This is a genomic window from Hymenobacter rubripertinctus, from assembly GCF_003583925.1.
Lineage (GTDB): Bacteria > Bacteroidota > Bacteroidia > Cytophagales > Hymenobacteraceae > Hymenobacter > Hymenobacter rubripertinctus.
Genome location: NZ_QYCN01000018.1, coordinates 1 through 16005 on the forward strand (window position 1 = coordinate 1; position 16005 = coordinate 16005).

The 16005-nt window shown below is 62.1% G+C and carries 17 protein-coding genes; all 17 read left to right on the forward strand.

Annotation, left to right across the window (positions count from 1 at the left end):
* Nucleotides 1-460 precede the first annotated feature (460 nt).
* Nucleotides 461-1135, forward strand: a complete 675-nt coding sequence (locus tag D0T11_RS12835) for a response regulator transcription factor (protein WP_119656199.1) — start codon at nt 461-463, stop codon at nt 1133-1135.
* Between the two features lie 34 nt (nt 1136-1169).
* Entirely contained in the window at nt 1170-2558 is a 1389-nt protein-coding gene (locus tag D0T11_RS12840) for a HAMP domain-containing sensor histidine kinase (RefSeq protein ID WP_119656200.1), read from the forward strand.
* Between the two features lie 190 nt (nt 2559-2748).
* Nucleotides 2749-3174, forward strand: coding sequence for a GreA/GreB family elongation factor (locus D0T11_RS12845; protein WP_119656263.1), 426 nt, complete (start codon nt 2749-2751; stop codon nt 3172-3174).
* Nucleotides 3175-3220: 46 nt separating this feature from the next.
* Nucleotides 3221-3679: a TerC family protein gene (locus D0T11_RS23465; protein WP_317127269.1), complete on the forward strand. Its 459-nt coding sequence runs from the start codon at nt 3221-3223 to the stop codon at nt 3677-3679.
* A complete protein-coding gene (locus tag D0T11_RS23470) occupies nt 3652-3951 on the forward strand; it encodes a TerC family protein (RefSeq protein WP_317127270.1) in 300 nt (99 codons plus the stop codon). The genes D0T11_RS23465 and D0T11_RS23470 overlap by 28 nt, the downstream gene beginning before the upstream one ends.
* A 58-nt stretch (nt 3952-4009) precedes the next feature.
* Nucleotides 4010-4438 carry a nucleoside diphosphate kinase regulator gene (gene rnk / locus D0T11_RS12855; RefSeq protein WP_119656201.1) on the forward strand — a complete coding sequence of 143 codons (429 nt, stop codon included), beginning with the start codon at nt 4010-4012 and terminating at the stop codon, nt 4436-4438.
* Nucleotides 4439-4497: 59 nt separating this feature from the next.
* Nucleotides 4498-4965, forward strand: a complete 468-nt coding sequence (locus D0T11_RS12860; protein ID WP_119656202.1) for an META domain-containing protein — start codon at nt 4498-4500, stop codon at nt 4963-4965.
* 153 nt (nt 4966-5118) lie between these two features.
* Nucleotides 5119-5319, forward strand: a complete 201-nt coding sequence (locus D0T11_RS12865; RefSeq protein ID WP_262681978.1) for a heme-binding protein — start codon at nt 5119-5121, stop codon at nt 5317-5319.
* Between the two features lie 70 nt (nt 5320-5389).
* Nucleotides 5390-5809, forward strand: coding sequence for a hydroxyisourate hydrolase (gene uraH / locus D0T11_RS12870; RefSeq protein ID WP_119656204.1), 420 nt, complete (start codon nt 5390-5392; stop codon nt 5807-5809).
* Between the two features lie 38 nt (nt 5810-5847).
* Nucleotides 5848-6315, forward strand: coding sequence for an META domain-containing protein (locus D0T11_RS12875; RefSeq protein WP_119656205.1), 468 nt, complete (start codon nt 5848-5850; stop codon nt 6313-6315).
* Nucleotides 6316-7063: 748 nt separating this feature from the next.
* Nucleotides 7064-7807 (forward strand): 3-oxoacyl-ACP reductase FabG, encoded by a 744-nt coding sequence (gene fabG, locus D0T11_RS12880; protein ID WP_119656206.1) that lies wholly within the window; start codon nt 7064-7066, stop codon nt 7805-7807.
* 4 nt (nt 7808-7811) lie between these two features.
* Nucleotides 7812-8816 (forward strand): 3-oxoacyl-ACP synthase III family protein, encoded by a 1005-nt coding sequence (locus D0T11_RS12885; RefSeq protein ID WP_119656207.1) that lies wholly within the window; start codon nt 7812-7814, stop codon nt 8814-8816.
* Nucleotides 8817-9118: 302 nt separating this feature from the next.
* Nucleotides 9119-10735 carry a sodium:solute symporter family transporter gene (locus tag D0T11_RS12890; RefSeq protein ID WP_119656208.1) on the forward strand — a complete coding sequence of 539 codons (1617 nt, stop codon included), beginning with the start codon at nt 9119-9121 and terminating at the stop codon, nt 10733-10735.
* Nucleotides 10736-10919: 184 nt separating this feature from the next.
* Nucleotides 10920-12419: an acyl-CoA synthetase gene (locus D0T11_RS12895; RefSeq protein ID WP_119656209.1), complete on the forward strand. Its 1500-nt coding sequence runs from the start codon at nt 10920-10922 to the stop codon at nt 12417-12419.
* A 363-nt stretch (nt 12420-12782) separates the two neighbouring features.
* Nucleotides 12783-13676: an alpha/beta fold hydrolase gene (locus D0T11_RS12900; protein WP_182888391.1), complete on the forward strand. Its 894-nt coding sequence runs from the start codon at nt 12783-12785 to the stop codon at nt 13674-13676.
* Between the two features lie 110 nt (nt 13677-13786).
* Nucleotides 13787-14299 (forward strand): DUF4304 domain-containing protein, encoded by a 513-nt coding sequence (locus D0T11_RS12905; RefSeq protein ID WP_119656211.1) that lies wholly within the window; start codon nt 13787-13789, stop codon nt 14297-14299.
* Nucleotides 14300-14497: 198 nt separating this feature from the next.
* On the forward strand, nt 14498-15925 hold the full coding sequence (locus D0T11_RS12910; protein ID WP_119656212.1) for a hypothetical protein: 1428 nt from the start codon (nt 14498-14500) through the stop codon (nt 15923-15925).
* Nucleotides 15926-16005: the final 80 nt, after the last annotated feature.

The window sequence follows — 16005 nt, forward strand, 5'->3', positions numbered from 1 at the left end:
CGTGGTTACGCCGTGGTTACGCCGTGGTTACGCCGTGGTTACGCCGTGGTTACGCCGTGGTTACGCCGTGGTTACGCCGTGGTTACGCCGTGGTTACGCCGTGGTTCAATTGTGTCGTTCAGCGCCGGACCGCAACCAGGCGGCTCGACAACGACCGGGTGCATCGTTCACGAAATGGCTGTATAAACGTAGCGGTTTCGCGAACCACAAGCCCGGCGGTAGCGCCGGCCGGGTATACTGTTTGCAAAACCGCCCGTAACTTTTCTGCCACCCCGCACAGGACCTTTAACGCTGGTTGAATCCATGAGGAGCCAGTGCGGTCCGGCTCCGGCGGTCCGCGCTCCCGCCGTTTTGCGTGATTCCAGACTCTACTCAGGACCATTTCTGCCCACAAAGACCTGTTTTCGCCACTCCAGCGAGGTTGCCGCCGCCGGCAGTCAGGATTGAGCACCTTTGCCTTATGAAAGTATTGCTCGTGGAAGACGACCCGCAGGTGGCGTCGTTTATCAGGAAAGGGTTTGAACACGAAGGCTACGAGCTGATGGTGGCCTACGACGGGCGCTCGGGCTGGTCGCTTTATCAGCAGCAGCCCTACGACATGGTGATTCTGGACGTGAACCTGCCCTACCTGAACGGCGTGGAGCTGTGCCGGCTACTGCGCGGAGGGCGCGAGCGGGTGCCCATTCTGCTGCTCACAGCCCTCGACAGTCTGGCCGACAAGGAAGCCGGCTTCGCGGCCGGGGCCGACGATTACCTGGTGAAGCCCTTCGCGTTTCGGGAGCTGTTGCTGCGGGTGCGGGCCCTCACCAAGCGCTACGCCGAAACCAGCACCCCGCAACGGCTTTGCCTGGCCGACCTGGAGCTGAACCTGGACTCTAAAATTGTGACCCGCGCCGGGCAGCGCATCGACCTGACCAGCCGCGAGTACTCGCTGCTGGAACATTTGCTGCTGAACCAGGACCGCATCGTGTCGCGGGTCGATATTGCCGAGCGAGTGTGGGAGGTGGATTTCGATACCTCCACCAACATCATCGACGTGTATATTGGCTACTTACGCAAGAAAATCGACCGCGATTTTACGCCCAAACTCATTCATACCGTGGTGGGCATGGGCTACGTGATGCGGGCGGAATAAGCCCGGCCGGCCGCCCCGACAACCTTTCTGTTTTATGCTGATTCGCCACAAGCTGCTGCTCTGGTTTACCCTGCTGGTACTGGGCCTTCAGCTGGGATTTTCGGCCTTCGTATATTACTTCGCGGCCATTACCCGGGCCCAACGCTTCGAGCTGCGCCTGACCAACAGCGCCACGCTGGCCGGCCGGCTGCTGTTACCGTTGCTGAAGGGGGAAGCCGGCAACAGGGGCCGCCTGCGCCGGGACGACCTGCTCACGCTGCCCCGGGAGGAAATAAGTATTTACGGTCCCGATGGCTTGCTGCGCTACAGCAGCGCCGACCACATCGACGAGGCTACTAACCGGGCGCGGCTGGCGGGCCTGGGCGCGGGCCAGCAGTTGCGCTACCCCGCCCGGGGAGTGCAGGAAATCATCGGCCTGGCGTATCCGCGGGGGGCCACTACGGGCTACTACCGCATTTTCGTGGCGGCCGAAGACCGGGCGGGGCGGGCGCAGCAGCGGCGGCTGGGCCTGCTGCTGGTGCTGGCCAACGTGGGCGGGCTGCTGCTGACGGTGGCCGCCGGGTGGTTTTTTGCCGGCGTGGTGCTGCGGCCTGTGGCCCGCATCAGCCGGCAGGCGGGGCGCATTTCGGCCGCCAGCCTGGGGCAGCGGCTGTCGGAAGGCAATGGGCGCGACGAGCTGGCCCAGCTGGCCCGGGTTTTCAACCTCATGCTGGCCGGGCTGGAACAGGCCTTTGAGGCGCAGAAAACCTTTCTGGCCCACGCCTCGCACGAATTACGCACGCCCCTCACCGGCCTGGTCGGCACCCTCGAAACGGGCCTCGCATACGACGCTACCCTGCCCGAGGCCCGCCAAAGCATGGCCCAGAGCCTGGAAGCCGCCCGCCGCCTGAGCGCCCTCACCAACGGCCTGCTCAACCTGGCGAAGGTGGATGGGGCGCTGCCCGCCTTCGGGCCGGTGCGCCTCGATGAATGCCTGCACCAAGCCCTGCGCCTGGTGCGGGCCAGCTACCCCGGCCGCGAATGGCGGCTGGCCTTCTATAACCTGCCCACCGATACCGAGGCCGACCCCTTTATGCTCCCGGGCAGCGCCGAGCTGCTGACCACGGCCCTGCTCAACCTGCTCGACAACGCCGGCAAGCACTCCGACGGGCCGGTGCGTACCGAACTCGGGTACGCCGACGCCCACACCCTGCGCCTGCGCATCATCGATGAAGGGCCGGGCCTCACGCCCGCCGAGTTGGCGCGCATCTACGAGCCACTCTACCGCGCGGCCAATGCCCTGAGCCGCCCCGGCTACGGCCTGGGCCTGCCCCTGACCCAGCGCATTATTCAGCGCCACGGCGGCCGGCTGGAGCTGACTTCTGCGCCCGGCCAGGGCACCACGGCCACGGTCTGGCTGCCGGCTACGCCGGTGCCAGTGTAGCTGGCTAAGCGGCCACCTAGTAGCTCCCGGGAGCCCGCTTCAGCTGCGCCGCAGCCGGGGCGGGCTCTCATCCTTTCTCATTCGCTTCTCATCTCATTCTTATGTCGGGGGTAGTTCTTTGTACTACCCTCCGGCAACCGGCCCCATTGCCCACTGCCGCCGAACCGTTCACTACAACCGCCCGGTAGCCATGAAAACGCCTCTTTCGTCCAGTAGTATTTACGTAACCAAGCTCGACTACCACCGCCTGACGCACCTGGGGCGCGAGGAGCATCCGGTGGGGCGCACCGCCCGGCAGGTGGCTGCCCTGATGCAAGAGCTGACCCGCGCCCAGCTGGTTGATTCCCACGATATTTTGCCCGACGTGGTGACCATGAACTCCCGCCTCAAGCTGCGGGCCCTGCACAGCGCCGAGGAGCTGCACTTCACGCTGGTGTACCCGCCCGACGCGGACCAGGCCCGCCACCGGGTGTCGGTGCTGGAACCCGTGGGCATTGCCGTGCTGGGTTGCCGGCTGGGCGACCAGCTGCGCCTGTCCCACGGCACCGGGGCGGCCACCTACTGGGTCGAGGACATTCTGCACCAGCCCGAGGCCGCCGGCGACTGGGTGAGTTAGTCGTTTAGGTACACGTTTTTCTTCCTCATTTTACCTGCCTGTTTCCTTGTACGATTTTGCTGCCTTTGCCCAGCCCGCCACGTGGGTAAGCCTGCTGACCCTGACGCTGATGGAAATCGTGCTGGGCATCGACAACATCATTTTTATCTCCATTCTGGTGGCCCGCCTACCGGCCAGCCAGCAGGCGCGGGGCCGCACCATTGGGCTGGCGTTGGCGCTGGTGTTCCGGGTGCTGCTGCTACTGAGTATTTCGTGGGTGATTGGGCTGCGGGCGGCGCTGCTCACGCTGCCGCTGCCCTGGCTGAGTGAGCCGTGGCCGGTGAGCGGGCGCGACCTGATTCTGCTGGCTGGGGGCCTGTTTCTGATGTACAAGAGCACCACCGAAATCCATACCAAGCTCCAGGGCGAAGAGGAACCGGGCGGCAGCCCGGCCGGSCCGGCCCCCCTGGCCCCGGGGGTGGTGCAAAAAGGCCGGCCGTGGGCCTCGTCGATAATGTGCTGGTGATGATTCTGGCCGTGATGGGCGCCATGGGCCTTATGCTGGCCTTCAGCCGGGTGGTGGCCGACTTCGTGAACAAGAATCCTACGATCAAAATGCTGGCCCTCTCGTTTCTTATCATGATTGGCCTGCTGCTGGTGATGGAGGCCGCCCACCAGGAAATTGAGAAGGGCTACCTCTACTTTGCAATGGGCTTTTCGCTGCTGGTAGAACTGCTCAACATGCGCCTGCGTAAAAAAGCCCCGCCCTTAGAGCTGCGCAACCCGCGCTTCGACTAAGCCCGCAGGCGGCCCTCAGCACGTTTGTTCTCCTCCTTCTTCTTCTTTAAGCAGCTACATGATGAAAGCCATTCTGGTAACCAAAGCAGACCACGTCCGGCTCCTGGAGCTGGTGGCCGCCGAGCGCCAACTCAGCGGCACCCGGGTTATCGGCCGGCTGAGTAGCGAGCTGCACCGGGCCACGCTGGTCGATTCGGCCGCTGTTCCGGCCGATGTTATCACGATGAATTCGGTGGTGCGCCTGCGGGAGCTGACCAGCCAGATGGCGCTGGAAATCACGCTGGTTTATCCGAAGGAGGCAGACGTGGCCCGCCGTAAAATCTCTATTCTGGCCCCCGTGGCTACCGCCGTGCTCGGCCGCCGGGTAGGCGACAACGTCACGTGGCCTTTGCCAAAGGGCCTGGCCACCTACCAGATCGAAGCCCTGCTTCATCAGCCCGAAGCAGCTACCGGGCCGGGCAGAGTAGATGAGCTACTTCCGAACTAACGGCCACGACCACTGTCGGCCCCGGCAACCACTACCAACTGCCATTACCAACTACCACCGTGAACTACCGCCTGCTTTCAACTACCGCCCTGCTCGCCCTGGCCCTGGCCGCCTGCAACCCGACCAAACCCGCGCCTGAAATGCCCACCACCGAACCAACGGCAGCCAACGGCCGCGCCGAAAAAGGCAACCCGGCCGCCGAGGACAAACGCTGGCAGCTCATCGAGCTGTACGGCCAGCCCGTAGCCGGCCGTGCCGATACGCACTACCTCATCTTCCACTCGAAAGAGGGCCGGCTGGAGGCCAAAGCCGATTGCAACGTGCTGCTCAGCGACTACACCATCCGCAATACCTACCAGCTCCAGATCAAGCCCGGCATTTCCACGCGCATGGCCTGCCCCGGCAACCTGGAGCAGGAGCTGAGCCGCGCCCTGGCCGAGGCCGATAACCTGAGCGTGAGTGCCATCAGCCTGTCGCTCAACAAGGCCCGCATGGCCCCGCTGGCCCGGTTCGAATTGGCGAAGTAGCTGATGCATAACGAAACGATGACCCGTTACCTGATTGGATTCTGCCTGCTGCTAGCCCCCGGCCTGGCTACCGCCCAAACCCGGCCCCAACCTGTTTAGCCGGCGGGGGGCAGGCCAACGACGCCCTACCTGGCCCCGGCCGAGCAGCTCACGCTGCGGGCGGCGCTGGCCATGGCCGGGCAGGTGCGCGCCAAAGCCGCCACGTTCAACAAGCAGGTGTCGGTGGCCGTGGTGGATGCCGGCAGCCAGACCATTCTGCTGACCCGGGGCGACGGAGTAGGGCCGCACAATACCGAGGCCGCCCGCCGCAACGCCTACACCGCGCTGCCGGAGGCCGGTATCACCACGCCTTAACATGCCTCTCAACCGCCCCGGCCTTAGGCCGGGGCCGGGCATTTCTTTTTTCACTTTCCCGCATAATTCCTTGAAAATCCTCCTTTTTTGCTTGTTTAGCCTGCTGCCCCTGTGGGGTCTGGCCCAGCAAACCCCGCCCGCCTACCAGCTCAGCACCCATGTTCTCGACATTAGCCGGGGCATCCCGGCCCCGGGCGTAACGGTGCGCCTGGAGAAGTATGATGCCGCCCAGAAGAGCTGGCACGCGGTGGCGGAACAGAAAACCGACGCGGCCGGCCGCATCGGCGACTTCCTGCCCACCGCCGGTCAAAAAACGCCCCAAACCGGCATGTACAAGCTCACCTTTCTGACCCAGCCCTATTTTGCGGCTCAGCAGCAGGCCTCGTTTTACCCCTATATCGAGGTCGTGTTTGAGTTGAAAGATGGCGCGCATTACCACGTTCCCATCACGCTGTCGGCCTTCGGCTACACCACCTACCGGGGCAGCTGAAACGGCGCCGCCTACGTCTACTATTCAATGCATCACTCATGAAGAATACCCTGCTTGCCCTGCTTCTCGCCCCGGCCCTGTTATCGGGCTGCGAACCAACCAAACCAACCACGCCCGACGCCACCGCATCGGCCGGTACGAGCCGGCAACCGGATGGCATTCTCAACAAGTACTGGAAGTTGATGACGCTGGAGGGCCAGCCCGTGACCATGGCTCCTGACCAGGAGCGGGAAGCCTACTTCGTGCTCCGCGACAGCAGCCGCGTAACGGGTTTCGGTGGCTGCAACGCGCTCAATGGCGGCTACGAGCTCAATGAGCAGCAGCAGCGCCTGCGCTTTACCAACCTGCTCACAACCCTCAAAGCCTGCCCCGGCCCCGATACCGAGCGCGGCTTGCTGGACGTGCTCAACCAGACCGACAACTACACGTTGCGCGGCGATACGCTGCTGCTGAACGTGGGCCGCCGCTCCCCGCTGGCCGTGTTTCAGGCCGTGTATTTCAAATAGATTCCGCCGCTCCCCACCATCTCCCAGGGCATGAACAGAATGCCGGCTAAGGCAAGGAAGTCAAGGCGGATGACCATGCCATCGGCTTCGGTGACAGAACCTGCGCCCATTCACCCAGGACCTACGCACAAGCGGGCCGTAAGCTTGTGCGTAGGTCCTGGGTGAGTGGGCGCAGGTGCGATTGGCAGGCCGGGCAGACGCATTGCAGGAAACTGCCAGGTGCAGCTGCGGCCCTTGAACACTCTGTGGCGGCGGATTCCCGGCGGTGGGCCTCGCGTCATGTAGCCGTGCCTACCTGCGCCTCACCAGTGAACGAGGCCCGCTACCGCCCCGATGACGAGGCGCGCAGGGGCTGTTCTGCCTCCCTGGTCCACCGTTGGCGAAACGGCCAGGGTGGGGGTGGCGAGGCCGTGAAGCCCTTCGCAAATCCTGGAACGTTGTCCGGCTGGCAGCAACAATACGTGCCGTGGAAGCTCCGCTTCTGTTCTGCGGTTCGCGTTACCGCCGCAATGCGGAGCGCTTATACCCGTGTGTTTGCCCTGTGATGCAGCTGCGCGGCCCCGGTTCTGGCTAGCTGATTGGCAGGTGCAGGGTCCGTTATCGGTTATAAAAATTCAAAACTTTGATAATGAAATGATTATAGTATTTGCGTTGATGAAAATGGCTTTAAGTCCACCCCGGTTTTCTTCGTGGCCTGCTGCTGGCCGGTAGAGCCCCCCGTTACTTTCAGGCTGTCTAAACAATCAGCATGAAACGAGCACAGGACAAAGTAGTCATCATCACGGGCGGGGCCAGCGGCATTGGCCGGGTATCGGCGCTGCGCTTTGCGGCCGAGGGCGCGAAAGTGGTTATCTGGGACATTGATAAGGCGAAGGCCGAGGCCACGCTCGCCGAGATTGAAGCCGCCGGCGGCCATGCCGTGATGGCCATCGTGAACACCACTCAGCCCGAGCAGGTGGCCGCCGCCGCCCAGGCCGCGCACGCCCAGTTCGGCCGCCTCGATGTGCTGATAAACAACGCCGGCATCACCCGCGACGCCACGCTGCGCAAGATGACGCTGGCCCAGTGGCAGCAGGTGCTCGACGTGAACCTGACCGGCGTATTTGTCTGCACCCAGGCCGTGGCCCCGTTTATGGAAGCGCAGCAGAGTGGGCGCATCATCAACACCTCGTCGGTGGTGGGGCTGTATGGCAACTTCGGGCAGGCCAACTACGCGGCCACCAAGGCCGGCCTTATTGGCTTCACCAAAACGCTGGCCCGTGAGCTGGGCAAGTTCAACATCACGGTAAACGCCGTGGCCCCCGGCTTCATCGCGACTGATATGATTGATACCATCCCCGAAAAGGTGGTGGAAATGATAAAAGGCCGCACCCCGTTGCGCCGCCTGGGCACCCCCGACGACATTGCCAGCGCCTACCTCTTCCTGGCCTCCGACGAGGCCGGCTTCATCTCGGGCACGGTGCTGAGCGTGGACGGAGCCGTAACCATTTAACGCTATGCAGACTGCTACTGGCCGCCGCGCGCTCATCACTGCCACTGGCTCCTACGCGCCAGCGCGGGAACTGCCCAACAGCTATTTCAACGAGCTGCTGGGCGAGGACGTGGACACCTGGCTGCGCCAGAACGTGAACATTGAGTCGCGCCGCTGGTGCGCCGACGATGAATCGGTGGCTGACTTGTGCGAAAAAGCAGCTCGCCAGGCCCTGGACCGGGCCGGCGTGCGGCCCGATGATCTGGACCTGCTCATCGTGGCCACCGACACGCCCGAGTACGTGTCGCCCTCCACCGCCGCCGTGCTGCAACACCGGCTGGGGGCCACGGGAGCAGGGACTTTCGACCTCAACGCCGCCTGCGCCGGCTTCGTGACGGCCCTGGACGTGGCGGCCAAATACATTGCGTCCGACACGCGCTACAACCGCGTGCTGGTCATCGGCGGCTACGCCATGAGCAAGTACCTCGACCTCACCGACAAGAAAACCGTGACGCTCTTCGCCGACGGGGCCGGGGCGGTGCTTCTCACCTCAGCCGAAAACACCGACCGGGGCTTTCTCACCAGCCGCCTCCACACCGAGGGCCAGTACACCGGCTGGATGGGCATCTATGCCGGGGCCACCCACCAGCCCCTCACGGCCGACGTGCTGGCCCGCAACGACCACAAGCTGAAGTTTGTGCACCGCTTTCCCAAGGAAATCAACCCCGAAATATGGACCCGTTTGGCTAAAGAAATGGCCGCTGATATCGACGTGTGCCCCTGTGAGGTAAATCATTATGTGATGACGCAGCTCAACATCCACGCCATCCACGAAACGCTGGACCGGCTGGGCGTGCCCCGCGAACGGGCTCCGCTCATCATGCAGCACTTCGGCTACACCGGCTCGGCCGCCATCCCCATGGCGCTGGATAAGGCCGTGACGGCCGGCGATATCAAGGAAAACGACCTGGTGTTTTTGATTGGCTCGGGCGGCGGACTGGCCTTTGCCGGCGCGGCGTTTCGGATGTAGTTGCTTTTGATTGAACGTGATAGTAGACCGTCATGCTGAGCGCAGTCGAAGCATCTCTACTGCTTCGCCTGACGCCGGCACCTCACCCCCGGCCCCTCTCCAAAAGAGAGGGGAGCCTAACGATTTCAAACTAAGCATTTCCGGTGCCCCCTCTTTTTTGGAGAGGGGCCGGGGGTGAGGCGAACAGTTGAACGAAGCGGTAGAGATGCTTCGACTGCGCTCAGCATGACGTTCCAAATGCCCTTTCTGCGCGCAGCATGACGGTCCAAATTCTCACCTTGCTTGTCTAACCCTTCCTACCCATGAACAGCAACGCTACTCCCCAATTGGTAACCGCTACGGCCGTCCTGCTGGCCTGCTACGCGGCGGTTATCCTCTTTTTTGTGGTGCGCGGGGCGCTGAAAATCAAGAGCATGTCGGACTATGCCGTGGGCTCGGTGCGGTTTTCGCCGGTGGCTGTGGGCCTGTCGCTGGCGGCTTCCATGACCAGCGCGGCTACGTTCATCATCAATCCCGGCTTCGTGGCCATCAATGGGCTGAGCGCCATGCTTTCCTTCGGGGTGGTGATGCCGCTGGCCTCGATGGTGTCGCTGGTGGTGTTCACGAAGGGTTTCCGCAAACACGGGCAGACGGTGAAGGCGCACACGCTGGCCCAGTGGATTGGCTCGCGGTTCCAGAGCGCGGGGCTGACGCGCTACTTCGGGTGGCTGTCGCTACTGCTCATCACGTTTATCGTGCTCATTTGCGTGGGGCTCACGCAGGTGCTCAGCAACGCCCTGAATGCGCCGCCGCTGCCGGTGCTGGTGGGCGTGGTGGTGTTTATTTTCGGCTACATGATGTTCGGCGGGGCCAATTCGATGGTGTACACCAACACCATTCAGGCCTCGCTGAAGCTGCTGGTGGCCATCGTGCTGCTCACCTCGGGCTACGAGCATTTCAGCCAGGGCGTGCACGGTTTCATTGCCAAGCTGGCCGCCATCGACCCGGCCCTGACGCACGCCACCAACCCCGGCAGCTACCTGTTCCGCGATTACTTTGAAATCATTGTCTGCCAGATTGTGATTGGCGTGGCCATTGTGTGCCAGCCCCACCTCATCACCAAATCGTTGCTGCTCGACAGCGAGAAGGACGTGAACCGCTACCTGCTCACGGCGGTGGCGGTGCTCACGGTGTTTTTCTCGGTGGTGTTCGTGGGGCTGTATGCGCGGCTGTCTTTCCCCGGCCTGCTGCTGAACGGGCAGGAGCTGCGGATGGACAAGATTATGTCGGCCTACGTGGTGCGCGAGTTTCCCGTGTACCTGGGCCTGCTGGTTATCCTGGGGCTGATTTCGGCCGGCATTTCCACCCTCGAAAGCCTGATTCAGTCGCTCTCCAGCACCATCACGGCCGACATCATCCGGCCGCTGCTGCCGGCCACAGCCTTTGCGGGCACCGGCGGTTTCGGCCGCGAAATCCTGCTCAACCGGGTGGTTATCGCGGCGCTGGGCGGCGTGGCCATCTGGCTGTCCTACGACCAGTTTGTGAACGCCAAGCTGAGCGTGGCCATCTTCGCCCAGACCGGCGTGTACGCCTACTTCGCGGCGGCTTTCGTGCCGGTGAGCTTCGGGATTTTCCTGCGCGACGCCCCGCGCTCGGCCGTCACGGTGGCCTCGGTTACGGCGCTGCTGGTGCATTTTGCGGTGTATTTCGGGCGGCTCACGCCCTACATGCAGGCCCCGGTGCGCAACCCCGGCGTGTCGGCCGCGCTGGGCATTATGGCCTCGGTGGCGGTGGGCGGCGCGTGGTATCTGGCGCGGCGGCGGGCTAGGGGAGCGGAAGATTCTGAAGCGGCTGAAGTGGCTGCGGGAACACCCCAAACGCTGATGAAACCAACTACTGAACGTCATGCTGAGCTTGCCGAAGCATCTCTACCGCAGTAGTAATCAATGCTGAATGCAACGAAGCGGTAGAGATGCTTCGGCCAGCTCAGCATGACGTTCTTTTAATCTTGTCAATCTCCCCCTGGCCAACCGTCAGGCTCCCCTCTCTTTTGGAGAGGGGCCGGGGGTGAGGTTCCCTCGGCCGCGCCGCCGTGACTTTAAACCCTCAAAACCCCACCGCACGATGTACACCAAAGACTGGGTCGCCAAGTGGGCCCTCTACTCCCCGCACCAAACGGCGCTGAAAGAGCTCGACACCGACCGCGCCTACACCTACGCCCAGCTCAACCACGCTGCCAACCACCTCGCCGCCGAGCTCACCCAGCGCCACAAGCTGCAAAAAGGCGACCGGGTGATGGTGCTGGCCGAGCATTGCCTGGAGTACGTGGCCCTGTTCGTGGCGGCCCAGAAAACCGGCCTCGTCCTCGTGCCCATCAACTACCGGCTGGCCAGTGGCGAAATCGACTACCTGGTGCGCAACTGCGAGCCCGCGCTGCTCATCTACGAAGAGCAGTTTCAGGAGAAGCTATTGGCCCTAAGCGGCCTGGCCGCCGTGCCGCAGGTATGGGCCCTGCAGGGCCTCTGCGACCTGTGCCAGCGCGGCCTGGCCGTGCCCGCGCCCGCCTGGGATGGCCCCGAGCCCGACGAGGACGACCCCGTGTTCATCCTCTACACCTCCGGCACCACCGGCTTCCCCAAGGGCGCCCTCTACACGCACCGGATGCTGCTCTGGAACAGCCTCAACACCAGCCTGAGCCTCGAAATCACACCCTCCGACGTCACGATTAACTGCATGCCGCCCTTCCACACCGGCGGCTGGAACGTGCTGCTCACGCCGTTTCTGCACCGTGGGGCCACGGTGGGGCTGCTCAAGAAATTCCAGCCCGAGCGCATCCTCGCGCTGCTCGACCAGGAGCGGGCCGACATCTTCATGGGCGTGCCCACCATGCTCAAGATGATGATGGAAAGCCCCGCCTTCGCCACTGCCGACCTGGGCAGCCTGCGCTACTTCATCGTGGGCGGCGAGGCGCTGCCGCTGGAAGTTATCCGGGCCTGGGACCGGAAGGGCATTAAAATCCGCCAGGGCTTCGGCCTCACGGAAGTGGGCCCCAACCTGTTTTCGCTGCACCAGGACGATGCCGTGCGCAAAATCGGCTCCATCGGGCGACCCAATTTCTACGTCGAAACCCGCCTGCTTGACGAGCAGGGCCAGGAAGTGGGCCCCAACGAAGTGGGCGAGCTCTGCCTGCGCGGCCCCATGACCACCCCCGGCTACTGGCGCGACCCCGAAGCCACCGCCAAAGCCCTGCCCGACGGCTGGTTCCGCACCGGCGACCTGCTCCGGCGCGACGAGGAAGGCTACTTCTTCGTGATGGACCGCATCAAAAACATGTACATCTCGGGCGGCGAAAACGTGTACCCGGCCGAGATTGAGCGCTTCCTGCTCACCTTCCCCGGCGTGTCGGAAGTGGCGGTAATCGGCGTGCCCGATGCCCGCTGGGGCGAAGTCGGCAAAGCCTTCATCGTAACCCGCGGCCTCGACATTTCCTGCGAGGCGTTGCGGGCCTACTGCGCCGGCAACCTGGCCCGCTTCAAGGTGCCCAAGTACCTGGAGCTGGTGGCGGAACTGCCGAAGAATGACACAGGGAAAATCAATAAAAAGGCCCTGCAGGCGGCGGGGTGAGTGTTTTGCTGTTTCGCCTGCCCGCCCGAGCCGTTAAGTTCTACTGTTGTCGCCCTCCCCGAGTGCCTCATCCCCCGGCCCCTTCTCCGAAAAGGAGAAGGGGTGCGTTCAACGACCTCGCAAACCTCTTTTTGAGCGCGCCGCCGTGGCTCCCCTTCTCCTTTTCGGAGAAGGGGCCGGGGGATGAGGCGCTCGGGGAGGGCAACGACAGTGGGCGTCAGGGGGTGAGGTGACCCGCCCGAACGAAGCGGCAGAGATGCTCCGCTCAGCATGACGTTCTTTTTCCCCTTCCCAATGAAACATCCGACCCTGCACCTCCTGCCCGCCCTAATTCTCCTTCTTCTCACTGCAAGCTTCCCGGCGATGTCACTTCCGACGCAAACCGAGCCTATCCGCCAGGTAATTGGCCCCTACGGCTTCCCCGAGCACCGCGTGGCGCTGGCTGATTCGCTGGAAATCGCCTACGTCGATGCCGGCAAGGGCAGCAGCACTCTTATTTTCATCCACGGCCTGAGCAGCTACGTGCGGGCCTGGGAGCGCACCCTGCCGGAACTGAGCCGCAGCAGCCGCTGCCTGGCCCTCGACCTGCCGGGCTACGGCAAATCGTCGAAGGGCCACTACCCCGGCACCATGGAGTTCTACGCCGAGGTCATCCACCTGTTTATCCAGCGCCTGCACCTGCGCAACGTGACGCTGGTGGGCCACAGCATGGGCGGCCAGATTGCCGTGACCCTGGCCCTGAAGTACCCCGACGATGCCCAGAAGCTGGTCCTCACCTCGCCGGCCGGCTTCGAAACCTTCACCGCGCCCGAGCGGGAGCAGCTGCGCGCCTTCTACACGGTGGCGTCCATCGAGCACACGCCCGAGGCGCAGGTGCGCGCCAACCACAAGTACAACTTCTTCCGCATGCCCCCGGCCGTAGACCTCTGGATAACCGAGCGCCTGCGCATGATGCAGTGCGACGACTTCGGCCTCTACGCCCTCACCGTGGTCAGGAGCATGGCCGGCATGCTCGACGGCCCCATTTTCGAGCGCCTGCCGCAGGTGCAGCAGCCCACGCTGGTCGTGTTCGGGGCCGAAGATTTCCTGATTCCCAACCGGGCGCTGCACCCGCAGCTCACCACCGCCCAGGTGGCGGCAGCAGGAGTGGCCCGCCTGCCCCACGCCCAACAAGTGCTGCTGCCCGAAGCCGGCCACTTCGCGCATTATGAGCAGGCGGCGGAGTTTAACAAGCTGGTGGCGGCGTTTGTGAAATAACGAACGTCATGCAGAGCGCAGCGAAGCATCTCGCTTGGGGTTAGTAAACTTTCGATTTGTGTACCTTCATACCGATGCAATAAAGCGCGGAACATGCTGATACTTTTCTGATGAATCTTAATTTGAGCAGTAAGCGTGAATTAATAAATCTACTGGATTCACTTCTGATTCCACGCGCTTTTATCCGCGTAAAAGACGACTGGTATTGTGATAACCAAGAATGCGTATCGGTTATTGGAATTGATAAATCTTTGTATGGTGGTCAGTTTAGTATTTCAATTGCATTCTTGTTGAAAGAATTAAGCCCAAGCTTACTGCCCTATCCACCTTTTCATTTGTGCCACTTCAGGCAAGCTGGCCAATTTATTGTGCCTAATCCCGAGGGACTAAAGGAAGCTCTTGATTTGGAGAGCAGCATCTCCACAACTGACAGGTTCAGTGTTGTAACAGCAGCTATTCTTCAGTATGCGGTTCCGACTGTTTTGCGCTTGCACTCTAAACAGGTCATTGCAAATGAAATAAAGACGAATGAGAATTTTGAGCCTTATTCCAGCCTTGAATTAAAGCTGCTTCTGGAACGGGAAGGATATCTCAGTATGGAAGATTTGAAATTAGATTTCTGAGCACATTGATGGTGCTACATACTAATTCAATTGCTCAACGATGCGAGCAAGATGCTTCGCTGCGCTCTGCATGACGTTCATTCTTCTCCCAAAAAAAGCGCGCTAACCCCGCGCTTTTTTTTATGCCTGCGCCCCAGCATCGGCCAACCTGAATATTTCCGGTACATTGGACGCCCCGCCCMCCCACGCCGCTATGCTGTGAAGAGAAAACTAGAGAAGTTCGCCGAGTTTGCCGCCGATGTGCTGCCGCACGAAGTGGCCTGGCTGCAGCAGGTGCAGCAGTTTCAGGATGCCGACAACCGCGAAATTCTCGAAACGCTGGCCTACAACTGCCACCACCCGCGCACGCCGGTGGCCTTCCGGCCCGGCATCGACAAGCGCAAGTATTCCAACCTGATGCAGTGGGTGCAGCAGCGCCTGGCCAGCATCGACGTGGACAAGCACCTGGTGCACCTCAACGCCCTCGACCAGCAGATTATGACCGATTCCATCGGCCCGGCCGAGGAAAAGGCGCTGCTCCAGGCCATTGTGCGCTACGACAAGCCGGCCTTCTACTTCGTGAAATTCTACGAGCTCACGCTCAGCTACCAGCAGTTTCTGCTGGTGCGGATGCGCTTTAAGGAGCACGCGCTGGTGGCCCAGTTTGTGGAGCAGCAACGGGCGGCCTACGAGCAGAGCAAGGCCACGTTTGCCCAGCTGCACCAGGCCACGCTCGACATCACGAGCCAGTACACCCGCACGCCCACCGAGAGCCGGCAGTGGGAGCCCTGGCTGCTGGCCACCTTCTACGACGATACCCTCGACGGCCTGAACCGCTACTTCGCGGTGGTGCGGCTCACGTTTCTCTACTTCAACTACTCGGAGTTTGATAAGCTCAAGGCCGTGTACGAGGCCCTGGATACCATGCTGCGCCGGGGCATGTTCTACTCGCGCCGCATCCTGTTTAACTACTACGCCAACAGCGTGTTGCTGCACTCCAAGTTCGATGTGTTGCAGCAGGCTGAGGAGTTCGGCTACCTCAGCATCAAGCAGAAGAACAACGACCACCTGCACTACCTCAACAATTACAGCGCGATTCTGCTGCGGCAGGGCAAAATCCACGAGGCGCTGGCCCTTATGAAGCAGTCGTTTCCGTCGGTGCGGCACACGAATAACGTGCGCAACAAAATCGGCTTCATGGCTTTCTACATCAAGTGCCTGAACCTGAACGGCCAGCCCGCCGACGGCGAAAAGCTGGCCGACAGCTTTCTGCGCGACCACGCCAAGGAGATTCTGGCCCACCGCTGGCATATTTTCTTCGTGGCCTACTTCCAGGCGCTGGTGTTGCAGGAGAAGTACGACAAGCTGCTGCACACCTGCCACCGCCACCACCTGCTGCAAAAGGAGGCCGACTACCGCACCCGCCCCAACTACGTGCCCACCCTGGAGTGGTACTACCACCTGAGCCGCTACGTCGAAAACGAAATCGACGACGACCAGCTGGTGGACCTGATTGGCGGTTCCGGTCAGCCCCATTTCAGCAATCCGCACAAGCGCCGCCTGCTCGAAGACCAATTAAACGAGGTAAAATCCTGCATTCCGCACTTGTGCGGGCGCATAGAGTCCAGGCTGTTACAATTGGGTTAAAATTGATGATTATCAGTAACATATAAATTATTGATATGCTGAGAAGCGGTTAAGTCCACCGTGCTTATTTGAGGCCTGGG